The following is a 13,474-nucleotide window of genomic DNA, read 5'->3' on the forward strand; positions in this document are numbered from 1 at the left end:
TCAGACTCCTAACTTCCAGGACAGGGTACGCAGCAGGTCTGCGAATACGCCAGCTGCTGTTACATCGTTACCCGCGCCGTAACCGCGTAATACCAACGGCAACGGCTGATAATAGTGGCTGTAGAACGCCAGCGCATTCTCACCATTTTTCACTTTGTAGAGCGGATCATTACCGTCAACAGCGGCGATCTTCACCCGACAGGTGCCATCTTCCTCAATATTACCGACATAACGCAGCACTTTTCCTTCATCACGGGCTTGCGCCACGCGAGAGGCGAACTCGTCATCCAGTTGCGGCAGGCGCGCCATCAAGCTCTCAACATCGCCGGACGCATCAAACGTTGCGGGTAAGACGGGCTCAATGACAATATCAGAAAGCTCCAGTTCTCGTCCGGTTTCACGAGCCAGAATCAACAGTTTACGCGCGACATCCATCCCGGAGAGATCGTCTCGCGGGTCCGGTTCGGTGTAACCCAACTCGCGCGCCAGTGCCGTGGCTTCCGAGAGGTTCATTCCCTCATCCAGTTTGCCGAAAATAAACGACAGTGAGCCAGAAAGGATCCCGGAGAAGTGCTGTAACTCATCACCGGCATTGAGCAGGTTTTGCAGGTTTTCAATCACCGGCAGGCCGGCACCAACGTTGGTGTCATACAGGAACTTACGGCGAGATTTCTCCGCTGCGCGACGCAACTGGTGATAGTAATCCAGCGACGAGGTGTTGGCTTTCTTATTCGGCGTGACAACGTGGAAACCTTCCCGCAGGAAATCCGCGTATTGATCGGCCATCGCCTGGCTGGAGGTACAGTCAACAATCACCGGGTTAAGCAGATGATACTCTTTCACCAGACGGATCAAGCGCCCCAGATTGAAAGGTTCTTTCGCCTCCGCCAGTTCGGCCTGCCAGTTTTCCAGATTCAGGCCATGCACATTGGTCATCAACGCTTTTGAATTCGCCACGCCGCAGACGCGCAGATCGATATGCTTGTTTTTCAACCAGCCTTGCTGACGCTTCAACTGCTCCAGCAGCGCGCCGCCGACACCGCCAACGCCAATGACAAAAACTTCAATCACCTGGTCGGTGTTAAACAGCATCTGGTGAGTAACGCGCACCCCAGTCGTCGCATCATCATTGCTCACCACAACCGAGATAGAGCGTTCAGAGGAGCCCTGAGCAATCGCCACAATGTTGATATTGGCGCGTGCCAGAGCGGCAAAGAATTTCGCCGAGATACCACGCAAGGTACGCATGCCATCGCCGACCACGGAGATGATCGCCAGACGCTCCATCACTGCCAGCGGTTCCAGCAGCCCCTCTTTGAGTTCCAGATAGAACTCTTCATTCATCGCTTTCTGAGCGCGAACACAATCGGACTGCGGCACACAGAAGCTGATGCTGTATTCCGAGGAGGATTGGGTGATCAAGACGACGGAAATCCCTGAGCGTGACATCGCCGCAAACACGCGGGCAGCCATGCCGACCATGCCTTTCATGCCCGGGCCTGAAACGCTAAACATCGCCATGTTGTTCAGGTTGGAGATCCCTTTCACCGGCAGACCATCTTCGTCCGACGTTGCACCAATGAGTGTGCCGGGAGCTTGCGGGTTACCGGTATTTTTAATCAGGCAAGGGATCTGGAACTGGGCAATCGGGGTAATTGTGCGGGGGTGAAGAACTTTGGCGCCGAAGTAGGAAAGCTCCATGGCTTCCTGATACGACATGGACTTCAGCAGCCTGGCGTCCGGCACCTGCCTCGGGTCGCAAGTATAAACGCCATCAACATCCGTCCAGATCTCACAACAATCGGCGCGTAAACAGGCGGCCAGCACAGCGGCAGAGTAATCCGAACCGTTGCGCCCCAGCACCACCAGCTCACCTTTTTCGTTACCGGCAGTGAAACCAGCCATCAGCACCATATGATCTTGCGGAATGCGGCTGGCAGCGATGCGGCGAGTTGATTCTGCAATATCAACAGTCGATTCCAGATAGTGACCAACGGCGAGTAATTTTTCCACCGGATCGATAACGCTGACTTTATGACCACGCGCTTCCAGCAGACCGGCCATGATGGCGATAGAGAGTTTTTCACCACGACAGATCAGCGCCGCATTGATACTGTCCGGGCACTGGCCCAGCAGGCTGATACCATGCAGGACATGCTTGATCTGCGCGAACTCTTGTTCGACGAAGTTTTTTAACTGTGTGAGGGGAAATCCAGGTTGCGCATCGGCCAGCCCTTGCAGCAGGTCAGCGAAAATACGTTCTGCATCGCTAATATTCGGTACTGCATCCTGGCCACTGATGGTCTTTTCGATCATCGCCACCAGATGGTTGGTAATTTTCGCCGGGGCAGAAAGTACGGTCGCTACCTGCCCCTGCCTGGCATTGCTTTCCAGAATGTCGGCAACACGCAGAAAACGTTCTGCATTTGCCACTGATGTACCGCCGAACTTCAACACTCGCATGGTTTTACCCCTTGATCTTTGGTCGAAAAAAAAGCCCGCACTGTTCAGGTGCGGGCTTTTTTCTGTGTTTCCTGTACGCGTCAGCCCGCACCGTTACCTGTGGTAATGGTGATGGTTGTAATAATGGTAATGGTGCTGATGCGTGTCATAGATGTTGTGTGCTCTGTAATATTATCTGTCTGTGCTGTATGCCTATATTGGTTAAAGTATCTGCCCGCTTAAGTCAATTTATTTTTATTTTTTACATTTTTATTCGCCTTCCCGGCTGCGCTGAAACGACAGTTAATTTCAGCGCGACAGGGTCATTACAACAATAGATTTCAGCGGCTTTAACTATAAAACAAACTTATCGCAGTGACTTACTCGGAGAGTTTTTTTTCAATATCATGCAGCAATCGGTGCAACATTGCCGTGTCGCGCTGTTCAAGCAGACCAAGACGCTGATCCAACCAGTCCGCCATTTTTATATCGTCCGCAACGCCAAGTTTCTCCAATAATTCACGAGCCCGCAAACGCAATGCGCGCAACTGATTATCATCAACCGGAGCCGCTTGCTGAGGTGCTTGTTGCATTAATGACGCTAATTGATAGCAAAAAACCATTACTGCCTGCCCCAGATTCAGCGATGGATAATCCGCAGCCATCGGCACGCCGGTTAAGATGTCCGCCAGCGCCAGCTCTTCATTGGTTAAACCGGAATCTTCGCGACCAAAAACCAGCGCAGCACTGCCAAGCCACGTGCGTTTCTCTTGCAATAGCGGCACCAGTTCTGCTGGCGTCGCGTAATAATGGAACTTCGCCCGGCTACGCGCCGTGGTCGCAATGGTGAACTGAACATCCGCCAGCGCGTCGGCAAGCGTCGCATAACGTTTAACATTATCAAGGATATCGCCGGAACCGTGGGCAACACGGCGCGCACCTTCCTGTAAATGCGCATCGCTATCGACAATGCGCAAGTCATGAAACCCCATGGTTTTCATCGCCCGGGCAGCGGCGCCGACATTTTCGGGCCTTGCGGGGCAAACGAGTACAACAGCCAATTGCATCTTACTTTCTCTTCTTACTGATTCCGCAGGAGAATGTGACAGACATCAACATACTACGCAGAGCGAATTTACAATTTTCTAACACGAATCACTGATTTTCAGATTACGCACAATTAAAAAAAGCTAAACTGTTTATCAGCAATCGTACCTGCTAAGATGTTAACAGAAGGGGCTTATCCCTATGTTTATACATAGTATTTTATTACAGTATTTCGTTCTTGTATTGGATTCATCATATTTATCAATTAATATGCGCAACTAGTTGGTTTATTGATAAATAGTCGCAAGCGCTGGCATTTGGCTGTGAGGATTTCGCCAGACTGTTAACGTGCTACAATTGAACTTGATATATGTCAACGAAGCGTAGTTTTATTGGGTGTCATTTACGTCTTAGCCTGTTATGTTGCTGTTAAAATGGTTAGGATGACAGCCGTTTTTGACACTGTCGGGTTCAGAGGGAAAGTGCCCACGACCAAGCTAATGATGTTGTTGACGTTGATGGAAAGTGCATCAAGAACGCAATTACGTACTTTAGTCATGTTATGCCGTCATGTTAATTTTCGACATGCACCAGGCTGGTCAGGGACTTTTGTACTTCCTGTTTCGATTTAGTTGGCAATTTAGGTAGCAAACATGCAGACCCCGCACATTCTTATTGTTGAAGACGAGTTGGTAACACGCAACACGTTAAAAAGCATTTTCGAAGCAGAAGGCTACGATGTCTTTGAAGCGACTGATGGCGCTGAAATGCATCAGATTCTTTCTGAAAATGATATCAACCTGGTGATTATGGATATTAATCTGCCAGGTAAAAACGGTCTTTTGCTGGCGCGCGAACTGCGTGAGCAGGCGAACGTCGCCCTGATGTTCCTGACCGGACGTGATAACGAAGTCGATAAGATTTTGGGACTCGAAATTGGTGCCGACGACTACATCACGAAGCCGTTCAACCCACGTGAACTGACTATCCGCGCACGCAATCTGCTGTCCCGTACCATGAATCTGGGCACGGTCAGCGAAGAACGCCGCAGCGTTGACAGCTACAAGTTCAACGGTTGGGAGTTGGATATCAACAGCCGCTCACTGATCAGCCCAAACGGCGAACAGTATAAGCTGCCGCGCAGTGAATTCCGCGCGATGCTGCACTTCTGCGAAAATCCGGGGAAAATCCAGTCCCGTGCCGAACTGTTGAAAAAAATGACCGGCCGCGAGCTGAAACCACACGACCGTACCGTGGACGTGACGATTCGCCGCATTCGCAAACATTTTGAATCCACGCCGGACACACCGGAAATCATCGCCACCATTCACGGTGAAGGTTACCGTTTCTGCGGCGACCTGCAGGAATAAGCGAAGATTGATAAAAAAAGCGGCGCTCAGGCGCCGCTTTTTTATTGTCACCCTTAAACCACCTCCTGGGGAGGTGGTGATTGATCCTGTAAGGCTATAGCCTGAAGAATGCCCATGCCGGAATATCTCTGCTTACTCACCACAAGTAAAAGGAGACAAACCGACATGGGGCTTTACAGGAGTTCATCACATGTATATTGGCGTTGTAAATATCACATAGTCTGGACGCCTAAGTACCGTTTCAGGATCCTGAAAGATAAGTTGGGCAAGGAACTTTACAGGACAATCTACATTCTCTGCGGAATAAAGGATTGTGAGGTTCTGGAGCTAAATGTTCAGCCAGATCATGTACATCTGGTCGTAATAGTCCCGCCGAAAATCTCGATATCAACTCTAATGGGGCATCTGAAAGGTCGCAGCGCAATCAGACTCTACAATCGTTTCCCACACATAAGAAAGAAGCTATGGGGCAACCACTTTTGGTCACGTGGCTACTTTGTAGATACTGTCGGTGTGAACGAGGAAATTATCAGACGATATGTGAGGCATCAGGAGAAAACGGAACAAATACATGAACAGCAAATGGAATTGCTAGAGTAGTAAGCGGGAAGTGACAATAGCCCCCCTTACAGGGGGCATTCTCAAAAGCCACCTTCTAAGAAGGTGGTCTTTTACTTCCACTATTTGCTCCACGGAATGATAGGAACTGCGCTTAAGGCATTCTTCGGCGAACCTTCGACGACTTTGTCGGAGTAGGCTAAATATGCCAAAGTGTTACGTTTTGCGTCATAGAAACGCACCACCTGCAATTTTTTAAATACCAGCGAAGTCCGTTTCTGGAAGACCACATCGCCCTGTGCCTTGCCGTTTTTAATTTTATCGCTCAGTTCAACCGGCCCAACCTGCTGGCAAGAAATGGCAGCATCTGAAGTGTCCTCCGCCAGCCCCAGCCCGCCTTTGATACCGCCGGTTTTCGCCCGGCTGATATAACAGGTCACGTTTTTAACGTCCGGGTCGTCAAACGCCTCAACTACAATTTTGTGATCCGGGCCAAACATTTTAAATACCGTATCCACAGAACCAATCTGTTCCGCCTGGGCTGAACTGCACGCCATCAATATCAACGCAGGAATGCATAACTTCGTGTATTTCATATTGTTACCATTTTTGAATATTACGTTTAGCAACTATTCAGTTTTCAAATGAGAAACTGTTTGCAGATCACCGATTTACAAAATTTATGATGAAAATCAGTCACAATGCGGATTTGTGCACAAAAAAAACACCGAATGCTAAAGCCTTAAAAACCCGCTATTATCCGTCCCCTGGTATCAGGTGTTCATCGCTGTATTAAGGAAGAGGATATTGTATGGATCAGGCTGGGATCATTCGCGACCTACTCGCCTGGCTGGAAGGCCATCTGGATCAGCCGCTCTCATTAGATAATGTGGCGGCAAAAGCGGGCTATTCCAAGTGGCATTTGCAACGGATGTTCAAAGACGTCACCGGCCACGCCATTGGTGCTTACATCCGCGCTCGTCGCCTGTCAAAATCCGCAGTCGCATTACGGCTTACCGCCCGTCCTATTCTTGATATTGCGCTACAGTATCGTTTCGATTCACAGCAAACGTTCACCCGTGCTTTCAAAAAACAGTTTACCGTCACGCCAGCGCTCTATCGCCGTTCGCCGGACTGGAGCGCCTTTGGCATCCGCCCGCCGCTGCGTCTTGGCGAGTTTACCTTGCCTAAACATGAATTTGTAACGCTGCCGCAAATGCACCTGATCGGCACAACGCAGAGCTATACCTGCTCGCTGGAGGAGATCTCCGATTTCCGCAACCAAATGCGCATCCAGTTCTGGCGTGAATTTTTAAGCAATGCGCCGACGCTTCCTCAGGAGTTGTACGGGCTGCACGAACCGCGCCCCAGCCTTGAGAAAGATGATGAGCAGGAGGTGTTTTACACCACGGCGCTGACGCCGGAAATGGCGAATGGTTATTTGAGCAATGCGCAGCCGGTATTACTGGAAGGCGGCGATTACGTGGCTTTCTCTTTTGAAGGCTCTCCGGACGGGCTACAGGACTTTATTCTGACCGTTTATGGCACGTGCATGCCCATGCTCAACCTTACGCGCCGCAAAGGTCAGGATATTGAGCATTTCTACCCGCAGCATGACGACTCACGCGATCGTGAGCCGCCGTTACACATTCGCTGCGAATATCTGGTGCCTATCCGCCGTTAACGCTGTAATTCATCCAGCGCAGGGGCGTCGAGATGCGAAACATCGCCTGCAGTTTCCACCACCCAGCCGGATGCCAGCCACGGGCTGTGCTGGTAATCGATGCGGGAGATGGAGCAGTTGCGCAGACGCAGACGGCGTTCAGCATAAGCCGGAAGCCCGAGAATGGTACTCACCAGGCAGCCCAGCGCCATACCGTGACTGACCAGCATCGGGCGGCTTCCTTCCGGTAGCTCCAGACAAGTAGCCAGCGCGGCGTGCATACGATCGCTCAGCTCCTGCATCGACTCACCGTCAGGAATACGGCCATCTGCCGTGCCATTCACTAACTGCCGACGCCAGCTCTCTTCTTCTTCCGTCAGGGAATCGATATGGCGGCGTTCGAGCACGCCCATGTCCAGCTCGCGCAGGCGTGGCTCAAGCGTAATTTCGCAACCGCAGGCATCAGCGATGATCTCCGCCGTGCGACGGGTACGCCCCAGATCGCTGGCAATAATATGGGTGATGCCCAGCGCTTTCGCGCGTTCAGCCACCTGCCACGCCTGCGTTTCCCCTTTGTCGGTTAACGGACTGTCTGACTGGCCTTGAATACGACGCTCGGCGTTCCACTGCGTTTCACCGTGGCGAACAAGGTATACCTGTAACATGCTTTTTTATCCATTATACTGCGATGAATTTATTATCTGAGGAAGGTCTTTGTCCGGGATAAAGAACGCGTCTCGTTTCGGACAAGCCAATTATAGATTATGCACCATGTTGTCTCAGCTACCACAAATCCCGCGAAAATTCGGGCTATTCTGCACGCTTTTAACGAGATCTTCGGCGAAGGATCCTGCCATATAGAATCTGTCTCCGTCGATAGCGGCGTGCCTGAACAGCCGTTTGGCAGTCAGGAAACGCGGGCTGGCGCACGTAATCGCGTGAACAATGCCCGCAAGCTACGGCCTGACGCCGATTTCTGGGTTGCCATTGAAGCAGGTATTGATGAAGGCAGTACGTTTAGCTGGGTAGTCATCGAAACCTCTCAAATGCAGGGCGAAGCGCGTTCAGCCACGCTGCCGCTGCCAGAGATCATTTTGCAGAGAGTGCGTGCCGGTGAAGCGCTCGGACCGGTGATGTCAAACTACACCGGCATTGATGAGATTGGCCGGAAAGAGGGGGCGATTGGTGTTTTCACTGCCGGTAAACTCACCCGCGAGAGCGTTTACCATCAGGCGGTAATTCTGGCGCTAAGCCCGTTTCATAACGCGGTTTACCGCTGATCGTTCAGCAGCGTCTGCTCCAGCCACAGGCGCAAATCGGCAGGCGCTGCTTTCAGGCTATTTGAGCCGCGGGTAATGGTCGCAATGCCCGCGCCCAGTTCGCTCTTCAGTTCGCGCTGGCTCATCTCGCCGCGCAACAACTCTTCGATAATTCGCACCCGCGTCCCCAACGACTCGCGCTCATCCGGCGTAAGCATCAAATTAAGCAACGGAAGATGCAGATCCTTTTCATATGACTGCCTGACCAACTCGACAAAGCGTCGCCACTCCTGGTCACGCTGTTCGGCCATTGCTGCTGAATAAGGAGATTGCTGAGTCATAGTTTTCCGCCATTCGTTGGTTTCGGAAGCCCTTTAGACAGGCTTCCGAAAAGAGTGTACTCGTTAAAGAGTACACAGCATAGCATAAACCTTAGAAATCAGTAACGGCGCTGCAACTCGGCGTCAGTAAAGATGACAGGTTTGCCACCATTAAGGAAATAGCGGTAGTAGGCATCGTAAGCGAGGACGTTTTTCACGTAGCTGCGGGTTTCCGAGAACGGGATACTTTCTACAAACGCCACGGCGTCCAGTTTTCCGGCGCTGTTGTTCAACCAGCTACGTACCCTGCCCGGCCCGGCGTTATATGCCGCCGAGGAGAAAATCCGGTTGTTGCCGAACTGCTGATAAACATATTGCAGGTAGCTGGTGCCAATGTTGATGTTGGTTTCCGGATCGAAAAGCTGGCTGGGATTGCGATAACCGGCAATGTTAAACATCTTCACTGTATGGGTGGCAGTGCCGGGCATAATCTGCATTAACCCGCTCGCGCCAACCGGCGAACGCGCCGTTGGATTCCATGCGCTCTCCTGACGGGAAATCGCCATCGCATAGCTCTGGCTAATGTCTTTGCCGTTGGTGTAACGCGCATACAAATCGCTGTAGGCCAGCGGGAATCGTTCTTCCAGATGATCCCACAATTTACCGGCAATGGTGGCCTGCACGCTGAGATCCCACCAGTGCTGGTTGAATGCATAGCGTGCCAGTTGCGCCTGCTCTTGCTGCGAGCGGCTGGTGACCAGATTAGCCCATTCACTGCGGGCGGTATTATCCAGCCCCCAGTACATCAATTCGCGCACGCGAGCCATTTCAGCGCCCTGAATCAACGCCGGATCGGGGTTACCAGGCACTTTATCGATCTGAAGTTGATAATCTTCCCCTAAGCGTTGCGCCGCCGCCATCGGATAAAAGCCGCGCTGCTGCATCAACGCATGCAGGATCGATTTGGCCTCTTCATCGCGGCCACGCTCCAGCAACAAATCAGCCTGCCAGTAACGCCACTCATCTTTCTCTTTCGCCTCCATCGGCAAACGGGAAAGCCAGGTATTCAGACCGCGACGATCGCCGGCGCCGATCGCCATCCGCACCCGCCGCTCCAGAAGCGATGTGGATTGCGAGCGCATCACCGCATCATCGCGCCAGCGCGCCTGTTCGCTGGTCACGTCATTCCCCATCAAACGCCAGGCGACAATGTCACGCAGCGTCTGGATTTGATCCTCCGTCAATTGCTGCGCCTTCGCCAGCGAAGGGATCAGCAAACGGGCATTTTCCACATCCTGCCGGGCAACACTTTCAAACGCTTCCGCCGCCATTTGCCGGGTGAAGTCGGTCGCGCCGGTGGTGGTGGCAAACGTCATGACGCTGTTGGGATTATTCGCAAGGTTAATGATGGCCTGTGAGATAGTTTGATAATCAGCGGGCATCTGCCCGGCCAGCAGCGTCACCAGTTGCGTATTACCGGCTTTCATGGCCAGCCGGATGCGTTCAAGAAATGCCAGCGGATCCTGCTTTCCGGAAGCGCGCCAGGCGCCAAACAACCGGTCACAGGCATTCGGTTGGCTTTTACCGCTCAACCAGAGCTCTTTTGCTCCCGCCCACGCCTCATCTGCCTGCCCGGTGTTCCACTTGGCGAAATAGTAGTTACATTGCGCTTCGGTAGTGGCGGGTTTCTCCGGGCTGAAAGCCAACAGCCCGCGCCAGTCTTCACGCCGCGCCAGTTCGTTAACAAAACGGGATTTCAGAGTGCGTGCTGGCGGCAGTGTCGGGTTCTGCTGCACAAAGTTGGTCACCGTGATGGCCGGCTGATTCATCAAATCGTCGGTAATCTGGCGATATTGTAAATAGGGATACAGCGGATAATTAGTCAGCGTGGGCAGCAGTTGCTGCACAACATCCATTTGCTTGTTATCCCATGCGCTTTTGATCTGCGCATAACGGTTACGTTGTTCATCCAGTGAATCTGCGCGCGCCATATTGCTGAGGGACAGCAAACAAACGCAGGCCGCCGCAAATCGCCAGGCGGCATGTTTAGCTCTCTGCACAGCTCTTTCCTCTTTCTGTCACGTTATTGGCAGCATCATGCCGCGTAATGAGTTAATGCTAACCGGGCATGCCGCTACGCGCCATGTTCTGCACACTTTTTTACCTTTTTGTGGTGATTTAACAGTGTGGGCGCTGTTGGCTGGGATTAAGCGTCGAAAACCGCTACACTCCGCTGTTGAATACTACTCTCATGACAAAGAGGCGAAGTCCAACGTGGCTCAATTCGTATATACCATGCATCGTGTCGGCAAAGTTGTCCCGCCGAAACGTCATATTCTGAAAAATATCTCGCTAAGCTTCTTCCCGGGCGCAAAAATCGGCGTGCTGGGTCTTAACGGTGCCGGTAAGTCTACCCTGCTGCGCATCATGGCCGGCATCGATACAGACATCGAAGGTGAAGCCCGCCCGCAGCCCGGCATCAAAATTGGTTATCTGCCGCAGGAACCACAACTGAACCCGGAACATACCGTCCGTGAATCGGTTGAAGAAGCCGTTTCCGAAGTGGTTAACGCGCTGAAAGGTCTGGATGAAGTGTACGCGAAGTACGCGGAACCGGATGCGGACTTCGACAAGCTGGCCGTGCAGCAAGGTAAGTTTGAAGAGATTATCCAGGCGCACGACGGTCACAACCTGAACGTGCAGCTGGAGCGCGCGGCGGATGCCCTGCGTCTGCCGGACTGGGATGCCAAAGTCGCGAATCTTTCCGGTGGTGAACGCCGCCGCGTCGCGCTGTGCCGTCTGCTGCTCGAAAAGCCGGACATGCTGCTGCTCGACGAACCCACTAACCACCTTGATGCTGAATCCGTTGCGTGGCTGGAACGCTTCCTGCACGACTTCGAAGGCACAGTGGTGGCAATCACCCACGACCGTTACTTCCTTGATAACGTCGCAGGCTGGATCCTCGAGCTCGACCGTGGCGAAGGCATTCCGTGGGAAGGCAACTACTCCTCCTGGCTGGAACAAAAAGATCAGCGTCTGGCGCAGGAAGCCTCTCAGGAAGCAGCTCGCCGTAAATCCATTGAGAAAGAGCTGGAGTGGGTTCGTCAGGGTGCGAAAGGCCGTCAGTCGAAGGGCAAAGCCCGTCTGGCGCGCTTTGAAGAACTTAACAACACGGAATACCAGAAACGTAACGAAACCAACGAACTGTTTATTCCGCCTGGAGCACGTCTGGGTGACAAAGTGGTTGAGGTCAGCAACCTCAGCAAATCCTACGGCGATCGCCAGTTGATTGATAATCTGTCCTTCTCCGTACCGAAAGGCGCCATTGTCGGCATCATCGGTCCAAACGGCGCGGGTAAATCGACGCTGTTCCGTATGATGTCCGGTCAGGAGCAGCCAGATAGCGGCTCCATCACCCTGGGTGATACCGTGAAACTGGCCTCAGTTGACCAGTTCCGTGACGCGATGGATAACAGCAAAACCGTATGGGAAGAAGTTTCCGGCGGGCTGGATATCATGCGCATCGGCAATACCGAAATGCCGAGCCGTGCTTATGTGGGTCGCTTTAACTTTAAAGGCACCGATCAGGGTAAACGCGTTGGCGAACTCTCTGGCGGTGAGCGAGGCCGTCTGCATCTGGCGAAGCTGCTGCAGGTAGGCGGCAACGTATTGCTGCTCGATGAACCAACCAACGACCTGGATATCGAAACGCTGCGCGCGCTGGAAAACGCCCTGCTCGAATTCCCGGGTTGCGCGATGGTTATCTCGCACGACCGCTGGTTCCTTGACCGTATCGCCACCCACATTCTGGATTACCAGGATGAAGGTAAAGTCGAGTTCTTCGAAGGTAACTTCACCGAATACGAAGAGTATAAAAAACGTACGCTTGGCGCTGAAGCGCTGGAGCCCAAACGTATTAAATACAAACGTATCGCTAAATAGGCACCGTCAAAGCGGATGGATTTCCCATCCGCTTTTTCCCCTTCCCCACCACGGTTCCCCCCGAAATGCGCAGAGAATTCATCTGCAACGCTGAGCAAATAAAGTGTTTTCGTTTTTGCATAATATTCGCATCAAACCCAGGCATTTGTGCATTCACCGCTCACGGCCAATCAAAGCAAAAGCACACCAAAAACCATAGATACAGAATAAAAAATACAAAAAATATAAATAAATAGTTTTATATTTTGATGATTAATGAAAAAACCACGCTCTTGCTTAACGAAAAAACCACCGGATAACATTGATTACCCTTTAAGCCGAATCAATACGTGGTTATATTCAATGCAGATCATTACGGAAAATGCATATTTAAAATGCGGTCTGCGCACGCTTATTCAGCAGCATGCGATAAAACTGAATGCGGATGATGTGATTATAGATTTTGATAATCACCTGCTTGTTATTACCACCTTGACAACGCTGAATGAAATTACGGAAGGCGATAATTCTTTTGAAAAATTTCTGCTGTATCCCTTTTTCAAAATAAGTAAAAGCCTGCCAATCGACGTCTTCCAGCGAACCTTACAACAGAAGTCCTGGAGAAATAAAAAGAGGCGCGAAGGGAAATTAGCACTAACCCGAAAAGAAAGGGTGCTGCTCAAACATATTATTAACAGAGAAGCGCAGACCGATATATTCAGCAACGGCGAAATGGATGTGAAAACGTTCAGCACTCATAAATACAATATGCTGAAGAAAGTGAACCAGCCTTCTGTCGCGACGCTGAATCAGGTTTACTATCACTGGGAAAGTTTGTGTAACCAGCCGACCAGTTATCCGCTTGCCGGGTAAAGTGAAATACCCGGCCAGTAG

Annotated in this window: 14 protein-coding genes and 1 other annotated feature; of the genes, 6 read left to right on the forward strand and 8 right to left on the reverse strand. The window is 51.7% G+C overall.

The features are described 5' to 3' along the window. The 4 genes from thrA to yjjY all read right to left on the reverse strand — a co-directional run bounded on the left by thrA (window position 1) and on the right by yjjY (window position 4,048). Window positions 1-2,463: a bifunctional aspartate kinase/homoserine dehydrogenase I gene (gene thrA / locus Y71_RS23110; RefSeq protein ID WP_035886558.1), complete on the reverse strand. Its 2,463-nt coding sequence runs from the start codon at window positions 2,461-2,463 to the stop codon at window positions 1-3. A 24-nt stretch (window positions 2,464-2,487) separates the two neighbouring features. After that, window positions 2,488-2,605, reverse strand: a sequence feature (Thr leader region). Continuing rightward, window positions 2,544-2,612 (reverse strand): thr operon leader peptide, encoded by a 69-nt coding sequence (gene thrL / locus Y71_RS30180; protein ID WP_071532065.1) that lies wholly within the window; start codon window positions 2,610-2,612, stop codon window positions 2,544-2,546. (Overlaps the previous feature by 62 nt.) A 210-nt stretch (window positions 2,613-2,822) precedes the next feature. After that, on the reverse strand, window positions 2,823-3,509 hold the full coding sequence (locus Y71_RS23120) for a tRNA/rRNA methyltransferase (RefSeq protein ID WP_035943139.1): 687 nt from the start codon (window positions 3,507-3,509) through the stop codon (window positions 2,823-2,825). Between the two features lie 398 nt (window positions 3,510-3,907). Continuing rightward, window positions 3,908-4,048: a YjjY family protein gene (gene yjjY, locus Y71_RS30185; protein WP_086870418.1), complete on the reverse strand. Its 141-nt coding sequence runs from the start codon at window positions 4,046-4,048 to the stop codon at window positions 3,908-3,910. Window positions 4,049-4,142: 94 nt separating this feature from the next. On the opposite strand from yjjY, the gene arcA reads away from it, so the two are divergent. Both arcA and tnpA read left to right on the forward strand, forming a co-directional pair. Next, a complete protein-coding gene (gene arcA / locus Y71_RS23125) occupies window positions 4,143-4,859 on the forward strand; it encodes a two-component system response regulator ArcA (protein WP_003856501.1) in 717 nt (238 codons plus the stop codon). Window positions 4,860-5,024: 165 nt separating this feature from the next. Next, a complete protein-coding gene (gene tnpA / locus Y71_RS23130; RefSeq protein ID WP_007369221.1) occupies window positions 5,025-5,459 on the forward strand; it encodes an IS200/IS605 family transposase in 435 nt (144 codons plus the stop codon). 80 nt (window positions 5,460-5,539) lie between these two features. Here the strand turns inward: tnpA and creA are convergent, their stop codons facing one another. Beyond that, entirely contained in the window at window positions 5,540-6,013 is a 474-nt protein-coding gene (gene creA / locus Y71_RS23135; RefSeq protein ID WP_007373060.1) for a protein CreA, read from the reverse strand. A 215-nt stretch (window positions 6,014-6,228) separates the two neighbouring features. On the opposite strand from creA, the gene robA reads away from it, so the two are divergent. Next, window positions 6,229-7,101 (forward strand): MDR efflux pump AcrAB transcriptional activator RobA, encoded by an 873-nt coding sequence (gene robA / locus Y71_RS23140; RefSeq protein WP_007373059.1) that lies wholly within the window; start codon window positions 6,229-6,231, stop codon window positions 7,099-7,101. Here the strand turns inward: robA and gpmB are convergent. Then, entirely contained in the window at window positions 7,098-7,745 is a 648-nt protein-coding gene (gpmB, locus tag Y71_RS23145; protein WP_007373058.1) for a 2,3-diphosphoglycerate-dependent phosphoglycerate mutase GpmB, read from the reverse strand. The genes robA and gpmB overlap by 4 nt on opposite strands. Window positions 7,746-7,844: 99 nt before the next feature. Between gpmB and yjjX the strand changes: the two genes are divergently transcribed. After that, window positions 7,845-8,360: an inosine/xanthosine triphosphatase gene (gene yjjX, locus Y71_RS23150; protein WP_007373057.1), complete on the forward strand. Its 516-nt coding sequence runs from the start codon at window positions 7,845-7,847 to the stop codon at window positions 8,358-8,360. On the opposite strand, the gene trpR is transcribed toward yjjX, so the two are convergent. After that, window positions 8,351-8,680: a trp operon repressor gene (trpR, locus tag Y71_RS23155; RefSeq protein ID WP_007373056.1), complete on the reverse strand. Its 330-nt coding sequence runs from the start codon at window positions 8,678-8,680 to the stop codon at window positions 8,351-8,353. The genes yjjX and trpR overlap by 10 nt on opposite strands. A 98-nt stretch (window positions 8,681-8,778) precedes the next feature. Then, window positions 8,779-10,719 carry a murein transglycosylase gene (gene sltY / locus Y71_RS23160; protein ID WP_007373055.1) on the reverse strand — a complete coding sequence of 647 codons (1,941 nt, stop codon included), beginning with the start codon at window positions 10,717-10,719 and terminating at the stop codon, window positions 8,779-8,781. A 214-nt stretch (window positions 10,720-10,933) separates the two neighbouring features. Between sltY and ettA the strand changes: the two genes are divergently transcribed. Then, window positions 10,934-12,601, forward strand: a complete 1,668-nt coding sequence (gene ettA, locus Y71_RS23170; protein ID WP_035943508.1) for an energy-dependent translational throttle protein EttA — start codon at window positions 10,934-10,936, stop codon at window positions 12,599-12,601. A gap of 342 nt (window positions 12,602-12,943) precedes the next feature. Then, window positions 12,944-13,453: a response regulator transcription factor gene (locus Y71_RS23175; protein ID WP_007373051.1), complete on the forward strand. Its 510-nt coding sequence runs from the start codon at window positions 12,944-12,946 to the stop codon at window positions 13,451-13,453. The last annotated feature ends 21 nt before the right edge of the window (window positions 13,454-13,474 follow it).

The organism is Kosakonia radicincitans DSM 16656, assembly GCF_000280495.2.
Lineage (GTDB): Bacteria > Pseudomonadota > Gammaproteobacteria > Enterobacterales > Enterobacteriaceae > Kosakonia > Kosakonia radicincitans.